A 23,552-nucleotide genomic window follows, 5' to 3' on the forward strand; every position below is an offset into this window, starting at 1 on the left:
GCATGCGCTTCTGGCTCCTCCTGCTGGTTGCCGCCGTTTTCGTGGGCCTGGCGTTGGACGCGTGGCGCATGCGCGGGCCATCGCGCAACGTGCCTTACGAGATCGAGGCGGCGGTCCGAGGCGAAAGTCTGGGCGGCCTGCCGCTATGGGAGCAGCGTGAACGGCAAAAGTCCTTTCGCCGCAAGGTGGGCTCGCTGAACACCGTCTTCCTAGTCTGGGCGACGCTGGCCGCAGGTTGTCTGCTGGCGGCCCTGCTGTCGGTCGTGGCTGAGGTTTGAGCCTCAGGCCAACAAGCCGTCTCCGGCCACCAGTGTCGCCACCCCCAGCACCGCAAAAATCCCTGCCGCCACGCGGTGCACCAGCGTCACCGGCAGCCTCTGCGCCAGCTTGCCGCCCACCAGCACGGCCGGCACATTGGCCGCCATCATCCCGGCCGTCGTGCCGGCCACCACGCCGATGAAATCCGCCGGGAAGCGCGCTGCCAGCGCCACGGTGGCGATCTGTGTCTTGTCGCCCATCTCGGCCAGGAAGAAGGCGATCAGCGTCGTCACAAAGACGCCGTGGCCCGATTTGGGCGTGTCGTCCTCGTCGAGCTGGTCGGGAATCAGCATCCAGCCCGCCATCGCGATGAAGGACAGTCCCAGGCCCCAGCGCAGCGCCGTCGGGCTGATGAGGCTGGTCAGCCATGCCCCCAGGGCGCCCGCGGCTGCGTGATTCAACACGGTGGCGACGAAGATGCCAGCCACGATGGGCCATGGCCGCTGAAAGCGGGCCGCGAGCATGAAGGCAAGGAGTTGGGTCTTGTCGCCGATCTCGGCGAGGGCCACCAGGCCTGTGGCAATCAGGAAGGCTTGCATCGCGGGTCATTTTCGCCCGCCGCTACTGACACGCGCTGACAGCCGGGACGGCGCAGCATGCGGGCATTGCCAACCGGGAGACCGCATGAATTTCGCCTACACCCTCGTCTATGTCGCGGACGTTGCCGCGTCACTCGCCTTCTTCGACAAGGCCTTTGGCCTGAAGCCTCGCTTCCTGCACGAGAGCGGCGCCTACGGTGAGGTCGATACCGGCACGGGCGGCGTGAAGCTCGCCTTCGTCGACCACGCGACCGCGCGCGACAGCGTCCAGCACGACTACGTGGCGGCCGACGCCAGCCCGCAGCCGCTGGGCATGGAGATCGGCTTCACCGTGACCGATGTGCAGGCGGCCTACGACCGGGCCATCGCCGCCGGCGCCCGTGCGCTGGCCGCGCCCCTCACCAAGCCCTGGGGCCAGACGGTCGCCTATGTGCGCTGCCCGGACGGCACGCTGGTGGAGCTTTGCACGGCGATGGGTTGAGTCTGCCCTTTGCCAGGGCGCCGCTGCCCTGTGGCGGCGCGCGCGGTGAAGAGCTGATCCTGAGCCAGAGAGGCCAGCGGGGCGCTGATGGCGCCCAGCGTGGCCAGTTCGGCGCCGCGGGTGCCGCGGGCCTGGAAGGAGGCGTAGATGGCCATGATGATGTTCGACGTCGTTGTCGTGGACTGCCTCCTTTCGCAAGGGCCGTGCCCGCCGAGCCCGGCCACCGCATCTGGGCTTCACAATGCCCGCCTATGCGCCGCGCCGACCGCCTTTTCCAGATCGTCCAGCTCATCCGCGGCCGTCGCCTCACGACGGCCGACTACCTCGCGCACCGGCTTGAGGTGTCGATGCGCACCGTCTACCGCGACATCGCCGCGCTCGGCCAGCAGGGCGTGCCGATCGAGGGCGAGGCCGGCGTGGGCTATCGCATGCGGGCCGGCTTCGACCTGCCGCCGCTGATGTTCAGCAAGCAGGAAGCCCAGGCCCTGGTCGCGACCGTGCGCCTGGCCGAGTCGCGCCTGGACGCCGTGCTGGCCCGCCAGGCCGAGAACGCGCTGTCCAAGATCCTCGCCGTGCTACCGCTGGACGCCCGCGCCGCTGCCGAGAGCCTGGCCCTTTACGCGCCGCTGCCGGCGCTGGACCCGCAGACCAGCGCCCACCTGACGACCATGCGCGAGGCCACCGAGGCGCGCCGCAAGCTGAAGGTGGGTTATCTGGACCTGGGCGGCGTGCGCAGCGAACGCATCGTGCGCCCGCTGGCCTGCCTGTTCTGGGGCCCGGTCTGGACGCTGTCAGCCTGGTGCGAACTGCGCGAGGACTTCCGCAGCTTCCGCGTCGACCGCGTTGAGACGCTGGAGACGCTGGATGGTTTCCGCGACGAGCCAGGCAAGACGCTGGCGGACATGAACCGGCAGCGTGAAGCGCAGGAGTGCGGCGGCGCGTGAAATGAGGCTCCTCCAGGCTCGCCGCGCTGGACGCCGGCAATCCTGGCAGGTCCCCCGAGGCGACGGCGATGCTTGCGGCATCAGGCCGCAAGCACATCGCCCGCCGGGCCGGCTTGGGGCGGCCCGGCGCTCGGCCCGAGAAGCCGCCAGGCCGCGTTGTAGGCGCTACACCGCCGCCATCTGGCGGCAAGCCTCGGCGCACCGCGCGCAGGCTTGCGCGCAGGCCTGGCAATGGTCGTGCTGGTGCTTGCCGCATTCTTCGCCGCAAGCTTCGCAAAGCAGCACACACAGGTTGCAGATGCGCTTGGCGAACTCGCTGCCGCGGGCCAGGGCGGCGGCGGCCAGCCGGCAGTAGGCGGCGCAGTCGATGTCCAGCGCGATGCAGCGCGCCATCGGTTTGACGTCGGTCTCCTGCAGGCAGGCGGTGGCGCAGTGGTCGCAGGCGGCGGCGCAGGCGTTGCAGGCTTCGATGCAGGCCTGATCGAGTTGCTTGGACATGGCGGTCTCCTTGGTCGAGAGGGGAGACCAGCGCGGCAATCGCCGCGCCTGCCAGCGCGTCGGTCAGCGGCGGCCCAGCACGCGGATGACCTCGTCCTCTGCCACCGGTTTGGCGATGAAGCCGTTCATGCCTGCCGCCATCGCCGCCTGCCGTTCCTGGTCGAGCACCGCGGCGGTGAAGGCGTGGATGGGGAGCGCGGCCGTGGCCGGGTCGGCGCGCAGAAGGGCCGTGGCCTCCAGGCCGTCGACCTTGGGCATGTGCAGGTCCATCAGCACGCCGTCCAGGCGCCCGGCCTGCTCGCGGGCCAGGCGCACGGCTTGCTCGCCGTCCTCGGCCTCGACGACCTCGGCGCCCAGGCGCTGCAACAGCGCCGTGATGATGAGGCGGTTGACCGGGTTGTCCTCGGCGACGAGCAGGCGCTGGCCGGCCAGCGGTTCGCGCGGCCGCAGCGTGATGCGCTTGCGCTGGGCGGTGTCGTCGATGGTCAGTGCCGTCGGCAGCGCCAGCTCGGCCCAGAAATTGGAGCCGCTGTGGCCGTCGCTCTGCACGCCGACGCGGCCGTCCATGCGCATTGCCAGCTCGCGGCAGATGGACAGGCCCAGGCCGGTGCCGCCAAAGCGCCGCGTCGTCGAGTCGTCGGCCTGGGCGAAGGGGCGGAAGAGCCGGTCCTGCAGGGCGGCCGACACGCCGATGCCGGTGTCGGCAACGACGATGCGCACGCGGTCGTGGTCGGCCACGGCCAGCTTCAGCCGGATGTGCCCGCGCTCGGTGAACTTCAGCGCGTTGACGAGGAAGTTGGCCATGATCTGGCGCACCCGCAGCGGGTCGCCGATGACGAGGCGGGGCAGGCCGGGGGCCAGCTCGATCTGCATGTCCAGGCCGCGCTCGCGGCCGAGTGCCGCGCAGCCCTCGAAGCTGGCCTGCGCCAGCGCGTGCAGGTCGAACTCGATCTTCTCCAGCTCCAGGTGACCCGCCTCAATCTTGGACAGGTCCAGCACGTTGGAGACGATCTCGTTGAGCGACTCGGCCGCCGCCACGAGATGGGCCAGGTACTGCGGGCGGCGTTCGTCGGGACCAGCCTGCTGCAGCAGCCGCGCCAGGCCGAGCACGCCGTTGAGCGGCGTGCGGATCTCGTGGCTCATGGTGGCGAGGAAGGCGCTCTTGGCGTGGCTGGCGCCTTCGGCCTGCAGCTTGGCGGCCTGCAGCTCGCGCTCCTGGCGGCGGCGCTCGGTGACGTCTTCGGCCACCCACAGCGTGGCACGCTCGGCCTGCGTGTTGCTGCGGCCCGCCAGCGTGGCCGGCAGGCCGCGGGCATTGAACTGCACGGTGACGCGCCTGCCGTCGGGGCGGATGCAGTCGCGCTCGAAGGCCAGCGCGGCGCTGGCCACCTGCTGGGCTGCGGGCAGGCCAGGCGCGCCCGCAGCCAGCTCGGGTTCGGTGCCACCGAAGATCTCCTGCCAATGGCGGTTGACGCGCTCGAAGCCCTCGCCGCGGGTCAGTGCGATGCCGACGCTGGCGTGCTCCAGGATGGCCTCGGCCTCGATGCGGGCACGTTCGCGGTCGGTGATGTCGCGGGCGATGAGCATGGTCGCCGGCTCGCCGTCCCAGTCGAGCGACGTGGCCGACACCAGCAGGTCGCGCCATTGCTCGCCCACGAGGATGGCTGAGCGGAAGTCGCGCACCAGGCCGGTCTCGGCCAGCTCGGCGGCCAGTCGCCTGGGCTCATGGCTGTCGGGCCACAGGCCCAGCTCGCGGCCCGAGCGGCCCATCAGCTCTTCGCGGCTCAGGCCCACCAGCTTGCAGAAGCCCGAATTCGCAAACCGGATGCGACCGTCTTCGATGTGCGCCACGCAGATGGCGTCGGGGCTGGCGCGCAGCACGCGGTCCAGCATGCTGGCGGTGCGCTGGTGCGTTTGCAGGGCCAGGCGCTCGCCGGTGATGTTGTGGCTGACGCCGCGCCAGCCGATGTGCTGGCCGGCCGCGTCGAAGACGGGCTCGCCGGAGCTGAGCGTCCACAGCAGGCGGCCATCGGGCACGCGGAAACCGTTGATGCGGTCGCGGTAGGCGCGCTTGGCGCGGATGTCCTCGAGCAGGGCCGGGTAGTCGGCGTCGCGCACGAGCACGGCGCCGCCGGGCTCGCCCATGCGCAGGAAGTCTTCGCGCTTGTGGCCCGACAGCGCCTCGAACTCGTCGGACAGCATGGTCACGCGGAACTTGGCGTCGGCCTCCCAGGCCCAGTTGTAGGCGGCGTGCACGAGGTGGGCCAGCCGGGCCTCCTCTTCAATGGAGCGGGTCAGGGCCGCGCCGAGGATGCGGTTGAGCAGCAGCGCCGAGGCCAGGCCGCTGGTGGCGATCAGGAAATGCGCGACAAGGCGGTCCAGCAGCTGCGGCTGCCTCGGCGCGCTCAGGCCCAGCAGCAGGCCCTGGGCCTCCATCGTCGCAAGCATGCCGATGGCGCAGAGGTACAGCACGGTCAGCACCACCGCCGCCGCATTGCCGGCCACGCCACCGCCCAGCGCGATGACGAGGGCGCCGGTCGCCAGGATGACGGTGTGCACGCCCAGGCCGATGTGGGCGGCATGGGCCACCAGCGCGAGCAGCGTGCCGCCGAGGATGACCGTCGTCGCCACGCGTGCGCGGCCGGCGCGGCACAGCAGCCAGCCGACGGCCGCGACGGCCATCAGCGCCAGGCCGACGTTGAAGCGCTGGCTGCCCCAGATGGCGCGCAGGCCGAGGGCGCTTTCGCTGACGCCGATCAGCGCGGCCACGGCGCCGACGACGCCGACGATCCAGATCAGCGTGCGCGCCGCCATCTGCTGCAGCGCGCCCCGGGTGGTGGCGGCGTCAGTCGGCACTGAAGCCATTGCGTGTGTGCGTGCCGTCGCAAAAGGGTTTGGTCTGGCTGCCGCCGCAGCGGCACAGCCGCGCCTGCGTGACGCGGCAGACCATGCGCCCGGTGCCGCTCAGCACTTCGAGTTGGCCGCGGACCTGCAGTGGGCCATTGGGTTCGGGCTCGATGGCGACGGCGCCGTCGCGCACGGCCGGCATGTCGGTGGAAAAACCGAGCAGGCCGGTTGCGGGCTCGCCGGTGGCGGAGAACTGGATGTCATGGTGGCTGCCGTCGCAGAAGGGTTTGTTCTTGCTGGCGCCGCAGCGGCACAGCGTGGCACGCATGCCGATGGCCTGGCCGCGCAGGGTCAGCGCGCCGCGGATGGCATAGGGGCCCGACTCGCGCACCGACAGGAGGTTGACCGGCGGCGGCGCCTCATCCGCCTCGCCGTCCTTGCGGCGGTACTGGATGGCGCCCGACGGGCAGGCGTGGGCGATTTCGACCAGCCGCTCGACCGGCATCGCATCCGGGTGCAACCAGGGGCCCTGCACATTGGCGAGGAAGACTTTGGGCGCACCCGTCACGCAAAAGCGCGCGTGGATGCAGCGCCGGGCCTCGAAGGTCAGCGCCAGCTTGTCGCCCTGCACGACCTCCATGCCGTCAATGGTCTCGGTGAGCGGTGCCGGTGCTGGAGCGGGCGGGGGCGGGGGCGGGGGCGCGGCCACGGCAGGGGCTGGCGCGGCAGCCACTGCGTCCAGGTCCAGCCCGCGGTCGGCTCGCTCACGCAGCGCCTGCAGCTGGCGTGCGGCGCGCTCGGTGCGCTCGGCGTTCAACGCGGCATGCAGCCCGGCAGCCGCGTCGGCCAGCTCGGCCAGGCGCTCGACGACGAAGCGGCGCGCGGCGGCACCCGGCGGCATGGCCGCGGCGTCGCGCAGCGCCGTGAAGCTGACGCCGGCGTTGCAGCCCGGGTGGGTCGGCCCGGCCGGCAGGCGCGCCGCCTGCTCGGCCAGCGGCGTGAAGGCGCGCATCAGGCCCAGCGCCAGGTCGATGTGCAGGCTTTTCTCGGCCGAGGGGCCGGGCAGCAGATAGCTTTGTGCCAGCAGTCGCAGCATCAGGCCGTAGCTGGCATTGGCGACGTCCACGGTCGCAGCGGCCACCTCGTTCTCCAGCCAGACCCGGCCTTCGGGCCGCGGCGGCCGGCGCAGCACCGGGTTGGTCGCCGCCGGCCAGGCGGGCGCGAAGCCGGCGTTGGCGTTGCGCAGCGCGGCCAGCTCGGTGCGGATGGCGGCAAAGCGGTGGTAGTGGGACGTGTCGCTGTCGCTTTGCGCGCCCTCGCCCTGACGCACGATGGCGTCGAAGGCGGCCAGCGCCGTCTTGCTGCACAGCACATGGCGGGCGCCGCCGAGGTTGAGCTCGTCCGGCCCGAGCTGCAGCCAACGGTTGCCGCAGAAGGCCTCGGCCTCGCCATGCGCATCGACAAAGGCGCGCAGGTCGGCGCTCAGCGTGGCGTAGAAGTGGCCGACCGTGTCGTAGTCGCGCGCCATCGGCGTGACCCGCGGCACGCTGGTGCCACGCTTGAAGAGGCGCTCGGCGGCAAAGCCGTCGCCGTCCTGCTCGGCGCTGCCGTCGGGCCGCTCCAGGTAAATGAAGTGCTGCAGCGTCGCGTCGTTGAAGGGCGCCAGCTTGACGACCACGCGCGCCGGCAGGTTGCCGGGGTCGAGCGGAAAGTTGCCGCGGCCGATGCGCGGCGCGCCGCCCAGCGCCGCCGTGATGTTCCAGACCGCCACGAGGTGGCCCATCTCCTCCACGGCCACGGCGACGATCTCGCGCCGCCAGCGCTCGACGGCGTCGGCCTCGGCGGAGCCCAGGCCCTCGGCCTCGCCCTGCCTGAGGCTGAAGGCCGCATAGAGATAGGTGCACATCAGGTTGTGCTCCAGCTCGGCGGCCTCGTAGAGGCTGTGCAGCAGTTGTTCTCGGCTCGGTGGCGCGGCCTGGGCAGGGGTCGTCATGGAAGCGCGTCCTCGGACTGGGAAGCCGTGATCGACATTAGCACGCAGCCAGGGCCGGGCGCCTTGTGGTTTTCTGGGTGCTTCAGGCGCGGTGAAGGCGGGGCAGCCGGGCCAGCGGGTCCCAGCGCGCGGCCGGCACCTCGACCCAGCGGTGGAACGGCAAGGCCAGCCAGTTCGCCAGGGCCCAGGTGACCACGAACATCAGCAAGCCGAGCTGCGGCGTGGCGACGTCGGCATTCGCCAGCAACGCATTCGTCAGCAGCAGCACCGGAAAGTGCAGCAGGAAGACGGCATAGGACGGCGTGGCCCAGGCGGCGAGCGCCGGTGCCCAGGCCGCGGGGAGGGCCGGCCGGCCGGCTGCGCGGCGGCCATCGGCCCAGGCCAGCCACAGCGCCGTCAGCGCGGCCAGCGCGAGGCGGTCGCGCCACTCCAGAGTCAACGCGGCGATCAGGGCCACGGCCAGCAGGGCCAGGCCGGCGCGGCGATGGCGCCACAGGCCCAGCCAGTGCACCAGCGCGCCCAGGCCATAGGCCGCAAAGAAGTACGGCGCCCAGTCGTCGAGCGCCGGGTCGAGGTTGAAGGCAAAGGCCGAGGCGAGCGTGAAGGCAGCGACTGCCAACGGCCCGGCGAGGCCGCCGCCCGGCAGACCGCGTGCCAGCCACAGCAGGCCGGTGAGCAAGGCGAATAGCTGCAGGTCGATGGCCACGTACCAGGCGCCTACCGTCAGCGCCTCGAAGCCGAGCACATCGTGCAGCAGCAGCGCATGCGCCAGCAGCTGTGCGGCGCTGATGCTGGCAGGCAGCAGCTCGGGCAGGGATGAGGCGATCAGGCCGCAGGCAAACAGCGTCAGCGCCAGTGCGGCCAGAAAGGGCAGGACCAGGCGCAGATAGCGCCGCCACAGCAGCGCCGGCACGCCGGCTTTCAAGCTGCCGCCGCGCGGCGACAGGGCGCGTGCGCTGAGGTAGCCGCCGGCGACAAGAAAGATCTGCACCGCCATGCGACCGTAGTCGTGCATCAGGCCCGCCAGCAGCGGCAGGGCGTCGTGCGCGGCCTGCGCGATGGGGCCGTAGCTGACGAGATGGTGCAGCACGATGACCTGAGCGGCGAAGGCCTTCAGGGCGTCGATGTGCGGCAGGCGGGATGGCGTGGACATGGGGCAAAAAGAACGGGCCTGCACGTGGCAGGCCCGCGACTTCGGACGGCGCGGATTCTAGCGGCGCAAGCCCCGCAGACTCGCTGGGTTCAGGCCGTCGCCAGAACCGGCGTGGTCTTGGCAGCACCGCGCCAGCGGCGCTCCAGCCACCACATGGTCGGCAGGTAGGCGGCGATGATGACCAGGGGCACGAGCACCATGCGCTGGGCCGGGAAGGCCAGCCAGACCGCGAGGATGGCGACGGTGCGCACGACGGTATGGGCGGCTGGCACCCAGCTGCCGATGATCCAGCCGAAGGGCAGCCACATCAGCCCGGTCAGGATGCCGACGGTCAGCGGCAGCGAGCTGCGGTCCAGCGCATAGAAGGGCAGCGCGATCGCATAGACCAGCACGGCCTGGGCGACACCGGTCATGAACAGGCTGTCGAAGCGGTTCTTTGGGCGGGACTTGTCCATGAAGTTCTCGCCGGTCAGCTTGGACAGCGCCATGCCCAGGTAGACGATGCAGCCGGTGCAGATGAACAGCGCCATATAGGCGGCTTGCGGCGGCAACAGCGTGCCTGCGATGGCGACCGCGCCCCACGCGAGGGTGCCGGCCAGCGGCATGGCCAGGAAGCGGCGTTGACGGAACAGGGCGAGTTCTTGGTCTAGCGTGCTCATCGGTCTCTCCTTGGATGCGATGGACGCAGTTTGGCCAGCAGCGTGGTTGCCGTCAGCGGCGGGGCGACGAATCGACAGCCGCAGCGGCGGACGGCGAGCGCGACGGATGGGCTGGCGGCAAAAACGAAACTGCCCGCCAGGCGGACCTGGCGGGCAGCGCGACCGGGAAGGCCGGCTTACTTGGGAGTGACGGTCAGCTTGTTGTCGACCGACTTCACGCCTTCCGTCGCCTTGGCCACGGCCTCGGCGCGGTCCTTCTCGGCCTGCGTGGCGACCTTGCCGGTCAGCTGCACCCAGCCGTTGGCGTCGGTGTCCACGTTGACGGTGGACAGCGTGGACATCTTGTCGGCGGCCAACTGGGCCTTGATCTTGGTCGTCACGACCGAGTCCTTGACCCAGGTACGGGTGCTGCCCTCGGGCTTGTTGTCAGCGGCAAAGCTGGCGAGTGGAGTGACCAGGGCGCCGACGATGACGAGGGAAGCGAGTTTGGAAATCTTCATGGCAGTTCCTTCTCAAGCGGATGCGGTAGCGCCCCTTGCGCACCGCCAGACGGCAATTTATGCAGCGCTGCGAGCGACGCTCGGCAGACGAAGCCCTGTGGGCTTGTAGGACGGCGTGCGCTGCGCTTGCTTACAACCGCGGTGGAAGTCCTGACGGGCGGCGGGCGTTGTCGGCTTGAAGAGGTCGGGTCTGCCGGCCTCGCGGAACCGACCCATGAACCTGCTCACACCCCGTCTCATCGCCGCTGCCCTGCTGGCCGTCACCACCGCACAGGCGGATGACACCGCGGCCAATGCCGACAAGCGCGCCCTCAACCTCGCCGTGCAGCGCGATGGCCGGCATAACCAGAGCGCCGCAGCCGCGGTGAGCCTGCCGGTGGGCCGGGCCGCCTGGGTTCAGGTGGGCGCCGGCCAGTCGCGCAGCCGCGACGCGGTCAGCGGCGAGCGCTACAAGCCTGGGCAGCTGTCGGTCGGTGGTGGCGTGGCGGGCAAGGCCTGGCAGGCCAGCCTGAACGCCAGCCAGCGCCGCGACGGCGAGCGCCTGCGCCAGACTGACTGGGCGGCCGCGGCGGACTGGCGGCCGATGGACGGCGTCAGCATCGGCGTGGATGCGCTCAGGCGCCAGGCCCGGGCGCGCGGCACGTTGGCGTCTTCAGCTGGCGCAACCACACCGATCGAACAGCGCGTCAGGGGCCATGGCGTCGGCCTGCGTGCCGCGGTGGCGGTGACCCCGCGCGTCAGCGTCTACGGCGCCGCCATGCGCAACCGCTACAGGACGACCACGCCGCAGGCGACGGGCAACGCGGGCGGCGGGGGTGGCCTGTTGGCCGGCGTGCCGCTGCTGGGCCAGCGTGTCACGGCCATCAACCGTGACGAGGCAGCGTTCGACCGCAGCGCGCAGCTGGGCGCGACCTGGCGCGCCAGCGAGCGCGTGGCCTTGAACGGCGAACTGATGCAGGACCGCTTGCACCACGGCGGCAACCTGCGCAGCGTGCAGATGAAGGCCGCCATTGCCGCCGGTGCCGGCTGGACGCTGACGCCGGGCATCGGCCGCAGCCGGGGACCCAACGGGGAGGGGGCGAACTACGGGTTGCTGGGGGCGAGCTACGCGTGGTGAGGCTCTAAGCTGCAGGTCTTCACTTCATGAACCTGCAGCTATGAACATCATCAAGATCGTCGGCGTGTTGCTGCTCATCGCCGGTGCCGCCAGCCTCGCCACGGGGGGCTTCAGCTATACCAAGGACAGCACCGTCGTGAAGCTGGGGCCGCTGGAGTTGTCGGCCAAGCAGAAGGAAGAAGTGAACCTGCCGGTGTGGCTGGGCGTGGGGGCGATTGCGGTGGGCGGCCTGCTGCTGGTGTTCGGCGGGCGCAAGTGATGGCCCAGGCCAGCGACATCCTGCGTTTCTGGTTCGACGAGATCCAGCCCGCCCAGTGGTGGAAGGTCGACCCGGCCTTTGACGAACTCGTCCGCAGCCGCTTTGGCGCGCTGCACGAGCAGGCTCGGTGCTGCGAGCTTTTCAATTGGCGGGCGACGCCCGAAGGCCGGCTCGCCGAGGTCATTGTGTTGGACCAGTTCGCCCGCAACATCCACCGCGGCACGCCCGGGGCGTTTGCGGCCGACCCGCTGGCGCTGGCCCTCGCGCAAGAGGCCGTCAGTGACGGAGCCGACCTGGCATTGCCCATCGAGCAACGGGCCTTCCTCTACATGCCCTACATGCACAGCGAGTCCGCGGCCATTCACGCGGCGGGCGAGCCGCTGATGAAGGAGCGCGCCGCGCGCGGCACCTACGACTTCGAGCTCAAGCACAAGGCCATCATCGACCGCTTTGGGCGCTATCCGCACCGCAACGCCATCCTCGGCCGGGCATCGACGGCCGAGGAAGTGGAGTTTCTCAAGCAGCCGGGGTCGAGCTTCTAGACGTCAAGCTGGTAGACGGTGGCCGCGGCCCGTTCCTGGGTGCTGTGGCCCGCCAGGGCCTTGTCCCACTCGGCGCCGGTGGCGCCCGACGATGCCGACGCGTTCCGCGTCATGACGGCGACTTCTTCGGTGCTGGCGTCGAACTCACCGACCTGCTCGCGGCTGTCCAAAAAGAGCTTGGCGACCGCGCCGCCACTCGAATCGATAACGACCAGATAGCGGGACACCTGGCGGTGCTCCTGCTGGTTGTGCCGGGACGGCATTTCATGACCGAAGCCTTGGCTCATCGGGCCTCCTCGCCTGGTTCAGGCTGCTCAAGTGAGGCCATTGTGCCCGCCGGCCGCCGCGATAACCCTGAATCAAGCGGTCCGTCGGCCGTGCTCCAATAGCAGAACTGGAACCGATTCCAATGACGACAACCGGATGCCCGGCGAGGACGAGACATGCAGTGCAAGACAAAACCCGGCCGCCTCGGCGGCGTGGCGGCGCGTGTGATGGCGGGTGGCGTGCTCGCCGCCGGTTTGACGGCTTCGGCCATGGCCGCCGAGGTGCCGGACTTCGGCCCCAATGTCCATATCTTCGACCCCACGACGCCGGGGATGCAGCAACGCATCGACGAGATCTATGCCGCGCAGCAGCCCAACCACTTCGGCCCGCGGCGCGACGCCATCCTGCTCAAGCCCGGCACCTACCGGGATCTGCGCATCCCCGTCGGCTTCTACACCCATGTGCTCGGCCTCGGCGCAAATCCGGACGATGTGCACGTCATCGGTGACCTGCGCTCCACGCCCTTCCTCGACAGCGACAACGCGACGCAGAACTTCTGGCGCGGCGCCGAAAACTTTTCCGTCACACCCACCTTGGGCATTGGCGACAACACCATGCAGTGGGCCGTGTCGCAGGCCATCCCGTTCCGACGCATGCATGTGCGCGGCAACATCCGGCTGAACAAGGACAAGGGCTGGGCCAGCGGTGGCTGGTTCTCGGACGTACTGGTGGATGGCCAGGTCAACTCGGCCACGCAGCAGCAATGGCTGTCGCGCAACAGCCAGTGGGGCAGCTGGACCGGCTCCAACTGGAACATGGTCTTCGTCGGCGTGAAGGGCGCGCCGGCTGGCGAATTCCCGACACCGGGCCAGCGCTTCACCAAGATCGCCAAGACACCGCTGGTGCGCGAGAAGCCTTATCTCTTCATCGATGCAAAAGGTCGCTATGCCGTGCGCGTCCCGGCGCTGCGGCGCGACAGCGTGGGCATCTCTTGGGCCAACGGCGCCCTGACTCCGGGCAACACCGTGCCGATCGACAAGTTCTTCATTGCCAGGCCGGGCGACACGGCGGCGACGATGAACGCGCAGCTGGCAGCCGGCAAACACCTGCTGCTGACGCCGGGTGAGTACCTGCTGACCGAGACCTTGCAGGTCCGCCGCGCCGGCACGGTCGTGCTGGGCATCGGCTTTCCGACCCTGCGCTCGGACAACGGCCAGCCGCTGGTGAAGACGGCGGATGTGGATGGGCTGACGGTGGCCGGGTTGTTCCTCGACGCCGGCAAGCAGGACTCGGGCGTGCTGATGGAAGTGGCGCCGGTGGGCGCCAGGAAACGTCACAGGGCGGAGCCCATCGTGTTGCACGACCTGTTCTTCCGCATCGGCGGCGCGGCGGCAGGCCAGGTCGACACGGCGTTGCGCATCAACGCCCACGACACCATCGTCGACCACACCTGGCTGTGGCGCGCCGACCATGGCGAGGGCGTCAGCTGGACGAGCAACCCGTCCGCCCACGGTCTGTGGGTCAACGGCGAGGACGTGACCATCTACGGCCTGTTTGCCGAGCACTTCCAGAAGGAGCAGGTCGTCTGGCAAGGCAATGGCGGGCGCGTCTACTTCTACCAGTCCGAGATCCCCTACGACCCGCCCACACAGCCGGAGTGGACGAATGCGGCCGGAGGCCGGGGCTATGCGGCCTACAAGGTGGCCGACACCGTGACGCGGCACGAAGCCTGGGGCCTGGGGGTCTACAGCGTCTTCCTGAAGCCCGACGTCGTGCTGGACCGGGCCATCGAGGTGCCCACGAAGCCCGGCGTGCGTTTCCATCACATGATCACCGTCTGCCTGGTGGACAAAGGCAGCATCGAGCGCGTCATCAACGACGCAGGCGACCCGGCGCGCTGCAAGGACGGCAGCAACACGGCGACGCTCAAGGCCTATCCGTGAAACGACTCGTTGTCGGCTTTGTCTGACAGCGGGCCGCGTTGTCGGACACTGTTTGTCACATGCCAGCACCCCTAGGCTGAGCGCACCTCAAACAAGGAGAACGCCATGGGTGCCACCAAGATCATCGCCATCGTCCTGCTGGTTGCTGGCGCGGCCAGCCTGGCGTTCGGCGGTTTCAGCTACACCAAGGACACCACCGTCGTGAAGCTCGGCCCGCTGGAGGTCTCCGCCAAGGAGAAGGAGCAGGTCAATGTGCCGGTCTGGCTGGGCGTCGGCGCCATCGCCATCGGCGGCCTGCTGCTGGTGTTCGGCAGCCGCCGCTGAGCGTCAAAAAAAGCGGGCGCCCGAAGGCGCCCGTTGAAGGTTCACCGGACAGGTGAAGAAAACTCTCAGCCAGCCGCTTTAACCAAGCGCTTCTCGATCCGAGCCTTGACGGCCGGCAGTTCGGCCGGCAGGTGGAAGGCGAGCTGGGCGAACAGTTCGTCGTGCAGCTTCATCTCGGCCTGCCATTCGGCGGCGTCGATGCGGGTGACGGTGTCGAACTGCTCCTGCGAGAAGTTGAGGCCGTCCCAGTTCAGGTCGGCATAGCCTGGCGACACACCGAAGACGTGCTCGCTGCCGCCGCCGTTGCCTTCCAGACGGTCCAGCATCCACTTCAGCACGCGCATGTTCTCGCCATAGCCAGGCCAGACGAACTTGCCATCGGCGCCCTTGCGGAACCAGTTGACACAGTAGATGGCGGGCAGCTTGGCGCCGGAGGCTTCGAGCTTGGCGCCCAGGTCCAGCCAGTGCTGGAAATAGTCGGCCATGTTGTAGCCCATGAAGGGCAGCATCGCGAACGGGTCGCGGCGCACGACGCCCTGCTGGCCGGCGGCGGCGGCCGTGGTCTCGCTGCCCATCGTCGCGGCCATGTAAACGCCCTCGGTCCAGTCGCGCGCCTCGGTCACCAGCGGTACGGTGGTGGAGCGGCGCCCGCCGAAGATGAAGGCGTCGATGGCGACGCCGGCAGGGTTGTCCCAGTTGTCGTCCAGCGCCGGGTTGTTGGTGGCAGCGACCGTGAAGCGGGCGTTCGGGTGGGCGGCCTTGGCGCCGGTTTCCTTGGCGATGGCCGGTGTCCAGTCCTTGCCCTGCCAGTCGATGCAGTGGGCGGGCGGCGCGTCCGTCATGCCTTCCCACCAGACGTCACCGTCATCGGTCAGCGCCACGTTCGTGAAGATCACGTCGCGCTGCAGGCTGTCCATGCAATTGGGATTGGTGTGCGAATTGGTACCCGGTGCGACGCCGAAATAGCCGGCCTCGGGGTTGATCGCGTACAGGCGGCCGTCGGCGCCCGGCTTGATCCAGGCGATGTCGTCGCCGATGGTGGTGATCTTCCAGCCGGCGAATGCGGCGGGCGGGATCAGCATGGCGAAGTTGGTCTTGCCGCAGGCGCTGGGGAAGGCGGCGGCGACGTGGTACTTCTTGCCGGCGGGGTTCTCCACCCCCAGCACCAGCATGTGCTCAGCCAGCCAGCCCTGGTCGCGGCCCATGGTGGACGCGATACGCAGTGCAAAGCACTTCTTGCCCAGCAGCGCGTTGCCGCCGTAGCCCGAGCCGTACGACCAGATCTCGCGCGTTTCGGGGAAATGGACGATGTACTTGGTCTTGTTGCAGGGCCACGAGACGTCGGCTTGGCCTGCTTCCAGCGGCGCGCCGACGGTGTGCACGCAGGGGACGAAATCGCCGTCCGTGCCCAGCAGTTCGATGACGGCGCGGCCCATGCGCGTCATCGTTCGCATGTTGACGGCCACATAGGGGCTGTCGCTCAGCTCCACGCCGATGTGGGCGATGGGTGAACCCAGCGGGCCCATGCTGAAGGGGACGACATACAGCGTGCGGCCGCGCATGCAACCCTTGAACAGTGCCTTGTCGCCGGTCTGCAGCAGGTCGCGCATCTCATCCGGCGCCATCCAGTTGTTGGTCGGGCCGGCGTCTTCCTTGTTGGCGCTGCAGATGAAGGTGCGGTCCTCGACGCGGGCGACGTCGCTGGGGTCGGAACTGGCCAGATAGCTGCCAGGGCGCAGCACCGGGTTGAGCTTCTTGAAGGTCCCGGCGGCGACCAGCTGTCCGCACAGGCGCTGGTACTCGTCGGCGCTGCCGTCACACCAGTAGACGTCGGCCACCTCGGTCAGGGCCGCGATCTCGGCCACCCAGGCGATCAGCTTGGCGTTCTTGACATAGGCGGGCAGGTTCAGCCGCAGCCCCTGCATGGCAGGTTGGTTCATGGTGAAAGCTCCAATCATGGGAATGTGTTTGGGGCAGCCTTCAAGCTGGCCCAAGCACACTCAGCCGGGAGGCGGATTGTCGAATCCAATGTAATCACGCGGTAACCGCCGGGATCGGTGGGGCCATGCAAAACCGGAATAAACCCATGCTGACATGGGAGAAGGTGCTGCCGCGGGCGCCGAACTGGAACATAGGGTTTACGCTAGACTCGCATGTAATCCGAGAAAAATAGTTACGGTCGTGCCACAGTCCGCATCCCTAGGTGAGAAGTTGCCCGCGCAACGGCGTTGCCTATGTTTGCTGGTGGTGCACGGCAAGGAGCCATGCGCCAGTCCTCAACAGGAGATCGTGATGACTCGGATTGCAGGGATCAAGACGGCAACACTGGCAACGGCTGCGACATTGGTCGCTGCGCTGGCGCTACCGGCGCACGCGGTGACCAAGGTGGTCGAGTTCAACGTGCTCAATGCCACAGCGATGCTGCCCACGCCGTTCGCCTCGGGCGACACGTTGCTGCTCGACACCACGGTGACGCAGGAAACCGGCCCGTTGTCGCAGAGCATCACCTTCACGCTGGGCGCGGGTGTCACCGCGCTCACCGGGCGTGCCGCATGGGAAATCTCCACCGCCACCGGGCCGGGCCCGCGGCTGGTCGGCGTCAACATCGACATCTTCGACGCGGGCAACAACCTCGTCCTCAGCGACGCCTTCGCCGGCGTGCTCGCTGGCTTTGCCGTGTCGACCTTCGACGGGCCCATCGGCCCGGGCACCTATCGCTTGGTAGCCACCGGCAATGCCGTGCGCGACACGGTGCTGGACGTCTCCATCACCGCCGTGCCGGAGCCGGGCATCTACAGCCTGTTGCTGGCTGGCCTCGGCGTGGTGTGCGTGCGGGCGCGCCGGCGCCACCTCGGCTGAGCGCTGCGCCCGCGCGGCGCGTCGTCAGCGGCCGTGCCAGCGCTTGGCGGCGCGGCGCACCATTTCGGGCAGCAGGTGGTTTTCTTCCTCGACGCCGCGCAGCCAGGCCGCGTCGTTGCCGATGCCGTTGATCTCGCGCCGCAGGTATTGCAGCGCGGGCTCCGCGCGCAGGTCGCCCGCGTGGCTGTCAAGGCGTGACAGCACCACGCTGAGGTCGTCGCGCAGCACGCGGTGTTCACCGCTTTCGGGGTCGACGAAAGTGCCGTCCAGGCCGAAACGACAGGCCTGGAAGCGGTTGAAGGTGTAGGGCAGGTAGTCGTCCTCGCTGAGCGTGAACGGCTTCTCGACGGTGATCCAGCGCGCCAGGCACTGGATGAAGCCGGCGATGGCCGCGGCCTTCTCGATGGTCAGCGGCGTGTCCAGCACGCGGACCTCGATGGTGCCGAACTCGGGCTTGGGGCGGATGTCCCAGTAAAAGTCCTTCATGCCCGAGACGACGCCGGTGCGGGTCATCTTGGTGAAGTAGGTTTCGAAGTCGCCCCAGTTCTGCACGAAGGGCGCGCGGCCCGACAGCGGGAAGGCGAACACCGAGTTCAGCCGTGCCGAGTTGAAGCCGGTGTCCTCACCCTGTACGAACGGCGACGACGCGGCGAGCGCGATCAGGTGCGGGATGAAGCGGCTCATGCCGTGCAGCAGCACCAGCGCCTCGTCGGCGCTCGGGCAGCCGATGTGCACGTGCTGGCCAAAGATGGTGAACTGCTTGGACAGGTAGCCGTACAGCGACGACAGCTCGTGAAAGCGCGGCGTCTCGAAGATGCGCTGGCGCTTCCAGTGCTGGAAGGGGTGGGTGCCGCCGCCGCACAGGCTCACGTCCAGCTGTTCGGCACAGTCCACCAGTGCATCGCGGATCTGGCCGAGCTCCGACAGCACCTGGCTGAAGCCGGTGCACACGCCGGTCGACAGCTCGATCATGCTGCTGGTGATCTCGGGGGTCACGTTGCCGGGGATGCTGCGTTTCTTCACCAGGCGCAGCAGGTCGCCCGACACGGGCGCGAGGTCGTAGTCGTCGCTGTTGACGATCTGCAGCTCCAGCTCGACGCCCAGCGTCAGCGGCTGCGATTTGGAGAAAACGCCGAGGCTCATTCCGTCGTCTCCTTCTTGCGTTCGCGCTTAGTTGCAGGGGGGAGTTCGCCGGCCAGGCGCAGCGCGAACTGCACGGCGATGGGGCCGATCAACTCCAGCACGGCGATGCTGGCCAAGATGATGGGCACAGCACCCGCTGCCAGTTCGGGCTCGGCCCGCATCAGTTCGCTGAGCATGACCAGGGCCGTGGCCGACAGCGGCGTCATCGTGATCGACAGCGCCAGCCCCTGGCGCCAGCTCGCCTTGGCCATCGGCGCCAGCGCCACGATGGCGATGGTCTTGGCGATGAAGCGCGCCACCAGCAGCGCCAGCGCCGCAAAGCCGCCGGCCACCAGGATCTTGGGGGACCAGGCCGAGCCGACGATGACGAAAAGCATCAGTACCAGCGCGCCGCCCGAGGTGCCGAAGTGACGCGGCCACACCCACGGCCTGTCGCTGGTGTTGCGCAACAGCAGGCCGGCAAGTAAAGGCATCAACAGGGTCGACACGCCGATGGACCTGGCCGCCACGATGGCGAACGCGACCAAGCCGAACAGCAGCAGCGCGGCGCTCTCGTTTCGCAGGTCCAGCCGCCGCGCGGCCAGATAGGTCGCGCCCGCCAGCAGCGCGGCCACGCCGAGCGTCGTCAACAGCGAGATGGCCAAGCCGGCCAGGGCCTGCGGCAGGCTGCCGCCATCGTCGGCGGCCCACCAGGTGCGCATCAGGATCAGCGCGACGACGGCATACAGCGTATTCAGCGCCGTCAGCAGCGAGGCCCGCTGCGTGACCTGCCCCGCGGCGCCCAACTCCATGGCCACGCGGCCCGACACGGCGGCCGGTGCCGGCATCGCCAGGATGGCACAGGCCACGGTTGTCTGCCAGCCAACGCCGAACAGGCGCAGCACCAGCGCAACAGCCAATGCGCTCAGCAGCGCCTCGGCCAGGCTGGTGGCGAGCAGCCCGGGGTTGCGGCGCAGCCAGCGCAGGTGCACACGGCTGCCGATCTCGAACAGCAGCAGGCCCAGCGCCAGGTCCGTGACGGTCTGCGCCGCGCCGTTCAGCGGCATGGCCACGCCATGGCCAAAGGCGGCCGCCAGGCAGCCCGCCAACGTGTAGCCGACCACGCGCGGCAGCCGCGTCGTCGCGGCAATGAACTCGCCGGCCAGTGCGCCGGCCAACAGCACGCCCACGATGAACATCAGTTCGCTGGGTGGGGTGACGGCCAGACCGGCCCACACCCTGGCGCCGCTGTCGAGTGCAGTCATGCGCTCTCCCTTCAAAGTTTTGGGCCCGAAGCCTAGATGCGCCTCGCCTGTCGCCTTGTAGGCGAAGACGCCAAATTGCGGCATCCCCTCTCTCGCAGAATGGGGGCATGCACCTCCTCAGCGTCAACACCGCCCGCGTCGAACATTTCGTCGCCATTTCGGGCCAGGCTCTCGACTCGGCCATCCGCAAGCGCTCACGCAACGGCCGCGTCGCCGTCGGGCCGCTGGGCCTGGAAGGCGACGAGCAGGCCGACCCCAGCGTGCATGGCGGCCTCAGCAAGGCCGTCTACGCCTACCCGCAGGAGCACTACGTCTTCTGGCAGACGGTCCGCGGCCAAGCCAAGGTCAATGGCGACCTTCAGCCAGGCGATTGCGGCGAGAACCTGACCCTCACCGGCCTGCTGGAGAACAAGGTCTGGCTGGGCGATGTGCTGTGCTTTCCGGATTGCGAGCTCATCGTCTCCGAGCCGCGCTATCCCTGCTTCAAGTTCAATGCCCACATGGGTTTCAACCAGGCCGCCAAGCTGATGGCCCAGAGCGGTTACTGCGGTTTCTATCTGGCCGTGAAGCGCGAGGGCACGATCGCCGCCGGTGAAGCCTTCGAGCTGTTGCCGGGGCCGCGTGAAGTGGGCGTCGTCGAGCTGTTCAAGGCCAAGATGAAGAAACAGCGATGACACGGCGCCGCGAACTGCTCACCGCCGCGGCGCTGTTGCCTTGGTGCGCTCACGCCGGGCCGGTGCTGCAGGTCGGCCCGACGCGCGCCGTCAAGTCGCTGGCCGCGGCGGCGCGGCAGGCGCGGGACGGCACGCTGATCGAGGTCGACGCCGGTGACTACATGGCCGACGCCGCAGCCTGGCCGCAGCAAGACCTGACCCTGCGTGCTGTGGGCGGCCGTGTGCGCCTGATCGCTGCCGGTGCCCACACGCAGGGCAAGGGCCTGTTCGTGACAGCGGGAAGGCGCCAGCGCATCGAGGGCTTCGACTTCATCGGCGCTGCGGTGCCCGACCGCAATGGTGCCGGCATCCGGCTGGAGGCCGGCTCGCTGACCTTGGTGGACTGCGCCTTCCGCGACAACGAAAACGGTGTGCTGACCGCCAATGACGACAGCATCGAGCTGGACATCGTCGACTGCGATTTCGGCGCCATCCTGCCGCGGGAGGGCAAGACCCACAACCTCTACGCTGGCGCCATCAAGCGCCTGGCCGTCAGCGGCAGCCACTTCCACCATGGCGTGCACGGCCACCTGCTCAAGAGCCGCGCCGCGCTCAACCACATCCTCTACAACCGCCTGTCCGACGAGTTCGGCGGCCGCGCCAGCTATGAGCTGGAGTTCCCCAACGGCGGTGTCGCCATCGTCATGGGCAATCTCATCATGCAGAGTTCGACGACGGAGAACCCGCACGTGATCTCCTTCGGCGTCGAGGGCGCCAAATGGCCGCGGCAGCGCCTCGTGCTCGTCCACAACACGCTGGTGGACCAGAAGGTCAGCGGCGGCATATGGCTGCGCGTGACGCCGGCGCAGACCGAGGTCATGCTGGCCAACAACCTGCTCGTCGGCACGCCCAAGCTGGCAGCCGATGGCTACTGGACACGCAAGGCCAACTTCAACGCCGACTGGCATGAATTCGTGCGCGCCGCGCGCGATGACTTCCGCCTCGCACCCGGCTCGCCGTTGCGTGGCAAGGCGCAGGACATGGGCGAGGCCGAAGGCCTGCGCCTGAGTCCTTCACGCGAGTACCACCACCCGCACACCAGCGCCGCCCTCAGCGGACCGGCGCGGCACCCCGGCGCGTTTCAGGGTTAGGCGGCCCTAGCGGTCGGGTAGTCGGTGTAGCCCTCGGCGCCACCGCCGTAGAAGGTCTCCTTCTGCGGCGTGTTCAAGGGCAGGTCGTCGCGCAGCCGCTCGACGAGGTCAGGGTTGGCGATGAAGGGCCGGCCGATGGCCACCGCGTCGGCGTGGCCGCTGGCGACCGCGTCCAGCGCCATCGCGCGGTCGTAGCCGTTGTTGACGATCCAGGGCCCGTTGAAACGGCGTCGCATCTCGGCGTAGTCGAACGGCGCCACGTCACGTGCACCGCCGGTCGCGCCTTCCACCACTTCCAGGAAGGCCAGCTTCAAAGGCGCGAGCTGCTCGGCGACATGGTTGAAAAGCGCCTGCGGATTGCTGTCCTGGCCGATGTCGTTGCTGGGCGTCACCGGGCTCAGGCGCAGCGCCGTGCGGCCGGCGCCGATGGTGCCGGCCACCGCCGACATCACTTCGATCAGCAGCCGCGCGCGGTTCTCGATGGAGCCGCCGTACTCGTCCGTCCGGTCATTGGCGCTGTCGCGCAGGAACTGGTCGAGCAGATAGCCATTGGCGCCGTGGATCTCGACGCCGTCGAAACCCGCGGCCATCGCGTTCTTGGCCGCCTGCACATAGTCCGCAATCAGCTGCGGGATCTCGTGCGTGGCCAGCGCGCGCGGCACGTCGGTCGGCACCAGTTCGCCATGGGCGGCGTAGGTCTTGGTCTTGGCGGCGCGGTTGGTCGATGACACCGGCGCCTGGCCGCCCGGCTGCAGGCGGTTCAGCGAGATGCGCCCCACGTGCCAGAGCTGCACGACGATCTTGCCACCTTCGGCGTGCACCGCATCGGTCACCTGCTTCCAGGCCGCGATCTGCTCGGGTGTGTGGATGCCGGGCGTGTCGAAATAGCCCTGGCCATCGGGGCGGATCTGCGTCGCCTCAGTGATCAGCAGGCCGGCGCCGGCGCGCTGGCGGTAGTACTCGACATGCAGGTCGTGCGGGGTCTGCTGGCGGGCACGGTTGCGCGTCAGCGGCGCCATGACGACGCGGTTGGCAAGCGCGATGTCGCCGAAGCGGGCGGGGTCGAAAAGGGTAGGCATGGTTTGGAGATAGGGGCAGATTTGATGGCTGCAAGGCTAGTCCTGGCTTGCTTTCCCTGGTTCGGCGGGGTTGATCGGGGTTGTGTTAGCGACAATCACGCCATGCTCGCCTACCGTCACGCCTTCCATGCCGGCAACCATGCCGACGTCCTCAAGCACCTGGTGCTGACCCGCGTGCTGCGCTACATGTGCGAGAAGGACAAGCCCTTCACGCTGATCGACACCCATGCCGGCGCCGGCGGCTACTCGGTCGAGGGCCGCTATGCGCAGAAGAAGGGCGAGTACGGCGAAGGCGTGGCCAAGCTCTATGACATGGCCGTCAAAGGGGACCTGCCCGCGCCGCTGGCCGACTACATGGACCTGGTGCGGGCCTTCAACCCCGACGGCCAGCTGCGCCAGTACCCGGGCTCGCCGGCTCTTGCCAACCTGCTGCTGCGCGAGACCGACCGGCTGCGCGTCTACGAACTGCATTCCACCGACCACCGTATCCTGGCCAGCTATCTCGAAAGCCGCCCGCAGACCCAGGTGCGCGACACCGATGGCTTTGCCGCCATCAAGGCCGAGCTGCCCTCGCCCACGCGCCGCGCCGCGTTGCTGATGGACCCGTCCTACGAAATCAAGACCGACTACGGCAAGGTGCTCGCCGCGCTGCGCGAGGCGCTGGAGCGTGCGGCCGACACGGTCGTGATGATCTGGTACCCGCAGCTGGTGCTGCTGGAGTCTGCCCAGATGGTGCCGCGCCTGAAGGCCAGTGCAGATTCGATGGCCAAGAAGGGCTGGCTGCATGTGCGCCTGACGGTCGCCCAGCCTGACGTGAACGGCTTCGGCATGCTGGGCAGCGGCATGCTGGTCGTCAATCCGCCGTACACGCTGCACGACGAGCTGGCCGAATGCCTGCCGCTGCTGGTGGAAAAGCTTGGGCAGTACGACGGCGCGAACTTCGTGCTGGAACAGAAAGTGGCATGAGCGCCGCGCCGGGCCGCCCCAAGCAAGCTCGCTCCCGCCAGGCGGGAGTGAGCCCGGACTTGGGATGCCCAGT

General features: G+C 68.9%; 24 protein-coding genes. 12 read left to right on the forward strand and 12 right to left on the reverse strand.

Going from position 1 to position 23,552, the window contains the following annotated elements; translation table 11 throughout:
• The first annotated feature begins 2 nt into the window (after positions 1 to 2).
• Positions 3 to 278, forward strand: coding sequence for a hypothetical protein (locus tag ASC81_RS14495; protein WP_056268413.1), 276 nt, complete (start codon positions 3 to 5; stop codon positions 276 to 278).
• Positions 279 to 281: 3 nt separating this feature from the next.
• Here ASC81_RS14495 and ASC81_RS14500 read toward each other — a convergent pair whose 3' ends face one another.
• Complete coding sequence (locus ASC81_RS14500) at positions 282 to 857, reverse strand: TMEM165/GDT1 family protein (protein WP_056268416.1); 576 nt, start codon at positions 855 to 857, stop codon at positions 282 to 284.
• Positions 858 to 942: 85 nt separating this feature from the next.
• On the opposite strand from ASC81_RS14500, the gene ASC81_RS14505 reads away from it, so the two are divergent.
• Positions 943 to 1,338: a VOC family protein gene (locus ASC81_RS14505; RefSeq protein ID WP_056268419.1), complete on the forward strand. Its 396-nt coding sequence runs from the start codon at positions 943 to 945 to the stop codon at positions 1,336 to 1,338.
• Positions 1,339 to 1,589: 251 nt separating this feature from the next.
• Positions 1,590 to 2,282, forward strand: coding sequence for a YafY family protein (locus tag ASC81_RS14510; RefSeq protein WP_056268422.1), 693 nt, complete (start codon positions 1,590 to 1,592; stop codon positions 2,280 to 2,282).
• Between the two features lie 165 nt (positions 2,283 to 2,447).
• Here ASC81_RS14510 and ASC81_RS14515 read toward each other — a convergent pair whose 3' ends face one another.
• The 6 genes from ASC81_RS14515 to ASC81_RS14540 all read right to left on the reverse strand — a co-directional run bounded on the left by ASC81_RS14515 (position 2,448) and on the right by ASC81_RS14540 (position 9,932).
• Positions 2,448 to 2,780, reverse strand: a complete 333-nt coding sequence (locus ASC81_RS14515) for a four-helix bundle copper-binding protein (protein WP_056268425.1) — start codon at positions 2,778 to 2,780, stop codon at positions 2,448 to 2,450.
• Between the two features lie 63 nt (positions 2,781 to 2,843).
• Positions 2,844 to 5,636 (reverse strand): PAS domain S-box protein, encoded by a 2,793-nt coding sequence (locus ASC81_RS14520; protein WP_056268427.1) that lies wholly within the window; start codon positions 5,634 to 5,636, stop codon positions 2,844 to 2,846.
• The gene (locus ASC81_RS26605) at positions 5,626 to 7,620 is read right to left on the reverse strand and encodes a ferritin-like domain-containing protein (protein WP_082536526.1); all 1,995 of its coding nucleotides are present in this window, start codon (positions 7,618 to 7,620) and stop codon (positions 5,626 to 5,628) included. Before ASC81_RS26605 ends, ASC81_RS14520 begins: the two co-directional genes overlap by 11 nt.
• An 82-nt stretch (positions 7,621 to 7,702) precedes the next feature.
• On the reverse strand, positions 7,703 to 8,773 hold the full coding sequence (locus tag ASC81_RS14530) for an acyltransferase (protein WP_056268430.1): 1,071 nt from the start codon (positions 8,771 to 8,773) through the stop codon (positions 7,703 to 7,705).
• A gap of 89 nt (positions 8,774 to 8,862) precedes the next feature.
• Entirely contained in the window at positions 8,863 to 9,432 is a 570-nt protein-coding gene (locus ASC81_RS14535; protein WP_056268433.1) for a hypothetical protein, read from the reverse strand.
• A gap of 176 nt (positions 9,433 to 9,608) precedes the next feature.
• Positions 9,609 to 9,932, reverse strand: a complete 324-nt coding sequence (locus tag ASC81_RS14540; protein WP_056268434.1) for a BON domain-containing protein — start codon at positions 9,930 to 9,932, stop codon at positions 9,609 to 9,611.
• Between the two features lie 214 nt (positions 9,933 to 10,146).
• Here ASC81_RS14540 and ASC81_RS14545 point away from each other — a divergent pair, with 214 nt between their 5' ends.
• The 3 genes from ASC81_RS14545 to ASC81_RS14555 are packed head-to-tail and all read left to right on the forward strand — an operon-like array spanning position 10,147 to position 11,850.
• On the forward strand, positions 10,147 to 11,049 hold the full coding sequence (locus tag ASC81_RS14545) for a hypothetical protein (protein ID WP_056268438.1): 903 nt from the start codon (positions 10,147 to 10,149) through the stop codon (positions 11,047 to 11,049).
• A gap of 40 nt (positions 11,050 to 11,089) precedes the next feature.
• Positions 11,090 to 11,308 (forward strand): hypothetical protein, encoded by a 219-nt coding sequence (locus tag ASC81_RS14550; protein WP_056268440.1) that lies wholly within the window; start codon positions 11,090 to 11,092, stop codon positions 11,306 to 11,308.
• Positions 11,308 to 11,850: a DUF924 family protein gene (locus tag ASC81_RS14555; protein ID WP_156392133.1), complete on the forward strand. Its 543-nt coding sequence runs from the start codon at positions 11,308 to 11,310 to the stop codon at positions 11,848 to 11,850. The genes ASC81_RS14550 and ASC81_RS14555 overlap by 1 nt, the downstream gene beginning before the upstream one ends.
• Here ASC81_RS14555 and ASC81_RS14560 read toward each other — a convergent pair.
• Positions 11,847 to 12,137 carry a hypothetical protein gene (locus ASC81_RS14560; RefSeq protein WP_235533663.1) on the reverse strand — a complete coding sequence of 97 codons (291 nt, stop codon included), beginning with the start codon at positions 12,135 to 12,137 and terminating at the stop codon, positions 11,847 to 11,849. The two genes, ASC81_RS14555 and ASC81_RS14560, sit on opposite strands and share 4 nt — an antisense overlap.
• A gap of 156 nt (positions 12,138 to 12,293) precedes the next feature.
• Between ASC81_RS14560 and ASC81_RS14565 the strand changes: the two genes are divergently transcribed.
• On the forward strand, positions 12,294 to 14,060 hold the full coding sequence (locus ASC81_RS14565; RefSeq protein WP_200946858.1) for a hypothetical protein: 1,767 nt from the start codon (positions 12,294 to 12,296) through the stop codon (positions 14,058 to 14,060).
• Between the two features lie 105 nt (positions 14,061 to 14,165).
• Positions 14,166 to 14,384, forward strand: a complete 219-nt coding sequence (locus tag ASC81_RS14570; protein ID WP_056268445.1) for a hypothetical protein — start codon at positions 14,166 to 14,168, stop codon at positions 14,382 to 14,384.
• 65 nt (positions 14,385 to 14,449) lie between these two features.
• Here ASC81_RS14570 and ASC81_RS14575 read toward each other — a convergent pair whose 3' ends face one another.
• Positions 14,450 to 16,324 carry a phosphoenolpyruvate carboxykinase (GTP) gene (locus ASC81_RS14575; protein ID WP_056269053.1) on the reverse strand — a complete coding sequence of 625 codons (1,875 nt, stop codon included), beginning with the start codon at positions 16,322 to 16,324 and terminating at the stop codon, positions 14,450 to 14,452.
• Positions 16,325 to 16,676: 352 nt separating this feature from the next.
• On the opposite strand from ASC81_RS14575, the gene ASC81_RS14580 reads away from it, so the two are divergent.
• Positions 16,677 to 17,243: a PEP-CTERM sorting domain-containing protein gene (locus ASC81_RS14580; protein WP_156392135.1), complete on the forward strand. Its 567-nt coding sequence runs from the start codon at positions 16,677 to 16,679 to the stop codon at positions 17,241 to 17,243.
• A gap of 24 nt (positions 17,244 to 17,267) precedes the next feature.
• On the opposite strand, the gene ASC81_RS14585 is transcribed toward ASC81_RS14580, so the two are convergent.
• Positions 17,268 to 18,386, reverse strand: coding sequence for a YbdK family carboxylate-amine ligase (locus ASC81_RS14585; protein WP_056268450.1), 1,119 nt, complete (start codon positions 18,384 to 18,386; stop codon positions 17,268 to 17,270).
• Positions 18,383 to 19,630 carry a cation:proton antiporter gene (locus ASC81_RS14590; RefSeq protein ID WP_056269056.1) on the reverse strand — a complete coding sequence of 416 codons (1,248 nt, stop codon included), beginning with the start codon at positions 19,628 to 19,630 and terminating at the stop codon, positions 18,383 to 18,385. Before ASC81_RS14590 ends, ASC81_RS14585 begins: the two co-directional genes overlap by 4 nt.
• A 107-nt stretch (positions 19,631 to 19,737) precedes the next feature.
• On the opposite strand from ASC81_RS14590, the gene ASC81_RS14595 reads away from it, so the two are divergent.
• Positions 19,738 to 20,304 carry an MOSC domain-containing protein gene (locus ASC81_RS14595; RefSeq protein ID WP_056268454.1) on the forward strand — a complete coding sequence of 189 codons (567 nt, stop codon included), beginning with the start codon at positions 19,738 to 19,740 and terminating at the stop codon, positions 20,302 to 20,304.
• A complete protein-coding gene (locus tag ASC81_RS14600; RefSeq protein ID WP_056268457.1) occupies positions 20,301 to 21,434 on the forward strand; it encodes a hypothetical protein in 1,134 nt (377 codons plus the stop codon). Before ASC81_RS14595 ends, ASC81_RS14600 begins: the two co-directional genes overlap by 4 nt.
• On the opposite strand, the gene ASC81_RS14605 is transcribed toward ASC81_RS14600, so the two are convergent.
• Positions 21,431 to 22,513, reverse strand: coding sequence for an alkene reductase (locus tag ASC81_RS14605; protein WP_056268460.1), 1,083 nt, complete (start codon positions 22,511 to 22,513; stop codon positions 21,431 to 21,433). The two genes, ASC81_RS14600 and ASC81_RS14605, sit on opposite strands and share 4 nt — an antisense overlap.
• Before the next feature lie 102 nt (positions 22,514 to 22,615).
• Here ASC81_RS14605 and ASC81_RS14610 point away from each other — a divergent pair, with 102 nt between their 5' ends.
• Positions 22,616 to 23,479, forward strand: coding sequence for a 23S rRNA (adenine(2030)-N(6))-methyltransferase RlmJ (locus tag ASC81_RS14610; RefSeq protein ID WP_056268463.1), 864 nt, complete (start codon positions 22,616 to 22,618; stop codon positions 23,477 to 23,479).
• Positions 23,480 to 23,552 lie beyond the last annotated feature (73 nt).

The organism is Pelomonas sp. Root405 (genome assembly GCF_001425165.1).
Classification (GTDB): domain Bacteria; phylum Pseudomonadota; class Gammaproteobacteria; order Burkholderiales; family Burkholderiaceae_C; genus Pelomonas.

Bases quoted from the DNA above. Each gene is read 5' to 3' on its own strand.
- ASC81_RS14510 (WP_056268422.1), top strand. From the start codon at position 1,590: ATGCGCCGCGCCGACCGCCTTTTCCAGATCGTCCAGCTCATCCGCGGC.
- ASC81_RS14605 (WP_056268460.1), bottom strand. From the start codon at position 22,513: ATGCCTACCCTTTTCGACCCCGCCCGCTTCGGCGACATCGCGCTTGCC.
- ASC81_RS14545 (WP_056268438.1), top strand. From the start codon at position 10,147: ATGAACCTGCTCACACCCCGTCTCATCGCCGCTGCCCTGCTGGCCGTC.
- ASC81_RS14600 (WP_056268457.1), top strand. From the start codon at position 20,301: ATGACACGGCGCCGCGAACTGCTCACCGCCGCGGCGCTGTTGCCTTGG.
- ASC81_RS14580 (WP_156392135.1), top strand. From the start codon at position 16,677: ATGACTCGGATTGCAGGGATCAAGACGGCAACACTGGCAACGGCTGCG.
- ASC81_RS14540 (WP_056268434.1), bottom strand. From the start codon at position 9,932: ATGAAGATTTCCAAACTCGCTTCCCTCGTCATCGTCGGCGCCCTGGTC.
- ASC81_RS14585 (WP_056268450.1), bottom strand. From the start codon at position 18,386: ATGAGCCTCGGCGTTTTCTCCAAATCGCAGCCGCTGACGCTGGGCGTC.
- ASC81_RS14565 (WP_200946858.1), top strand. From the start codon at position 12,294: ATGCAGTGCAAGACAAAACCCGGCCGCCTCGGCGGCGTGGCGGCGCGT.
- ASC81_RS14515 (WP_056268425.1), bottom strand. From the start codon at position 2,780: ATGTCCAAGCAACTCGATCAGGCCTGCATCGAAGCCTGCAACGCCTGC.
- ASC81_RS14500 (WP_056268416.1), bottom strand. From the start codon at position 857: ATGCAAGCCTTCCTGATTGCCACAGGCCTGGTGGCCCTCGCCGAGATC.
- ASC81_RS14505 (WP_056268419.1), top strand. From the start codon at position 943: ATGAATTTCGCCTACACCCTCGTCTATGTCGCGGACGTTGCCGCGTCA.
- ASC81_RS14560 (WP_235533663.1), bottom strand. From the start codon at position 12,137: ATGAGCCAAGGCTTCGGTCATGAAATGCCGTCCCGGCACAACCAGCAG.
- ASC81_RS14575 (WP_056269053.1), bottom strand. From the start codon at position 16,324: ATGAACCAACCTGCCATGCAGGGGCTGCGGCTGAACCTGCCCGCCTAT.
- ASC81_RS14570 (WP_056268445.1), top strand. From the start codon at position 14,166: ATGGGTGCCACCAAGATCATCGCCATCGTCCTGCTGGTTGCTGGCGCG.
- ASC81_RS14595 (WP_056268454.1), top strand. From the start codon at position 19,738: ATGCACCTCCTCAGCGTCAACACCGCCCGCGTCGAACATTTCGTCGCC.
- ASC81_RS14610 (WP_056268463.1), top strand. From the start codon at position 22,616: ATGCTCGCCTACCGTCACGCCTTCCATGCCGGCAACCATGCCGACGTC.
- ASC81_RS14495 (WP_056268413.1), top strand. From the start codon at position 3: ATGCGCTTCTGGCTCCTCCTGCTGGTTGCCGCCGTTTTCGTGGGCCTG.
- ASC81_RS14550 (WP_056268440.1), top strand. From the start codon at position 11,090: ATGAACATCATCAAGATCGTCGGCGTGTTGCTGCTCATCGCCGGTGCC.
- ASC81_RS14590 (WP_056269056.1), bottom strand. From the start codon at position 19,630: ATGACTGCACTCGACAGCGGCGCCAGGGTGTGGGCCGGTCTGGCCGTC.
- ASC81_RS26605 (WP_082536526.1), bottom strand. From the start codon at position 7,620: ATGACGACCCCTGCCCAGGCCGCGCCACCGAGCCGAGAACAACTGCTG.
- ASC81_RS14530 (WP_056268430.1), bottom strand. From the start codon at position 8,773: ATGTCCACGCCATCCCGCCTGCCGCACATCGACGCCCTGAAGGCCTTC.
- ASC81_RS14535 (WP_056268433.1), bottom strand. From the start codon at position 9,432: ATGAGCACGCTAGACCAAGAACTCGCCCTGTTCCGTCAACGCCGCTTC.
- ASC81_RS14555 (WP_156392133.1), top strand. From the start codon at position 11,308: ATGGCCCAGGCCAGCGACATCCTGCGTTTCTGGTTCGACGAGATCCAG.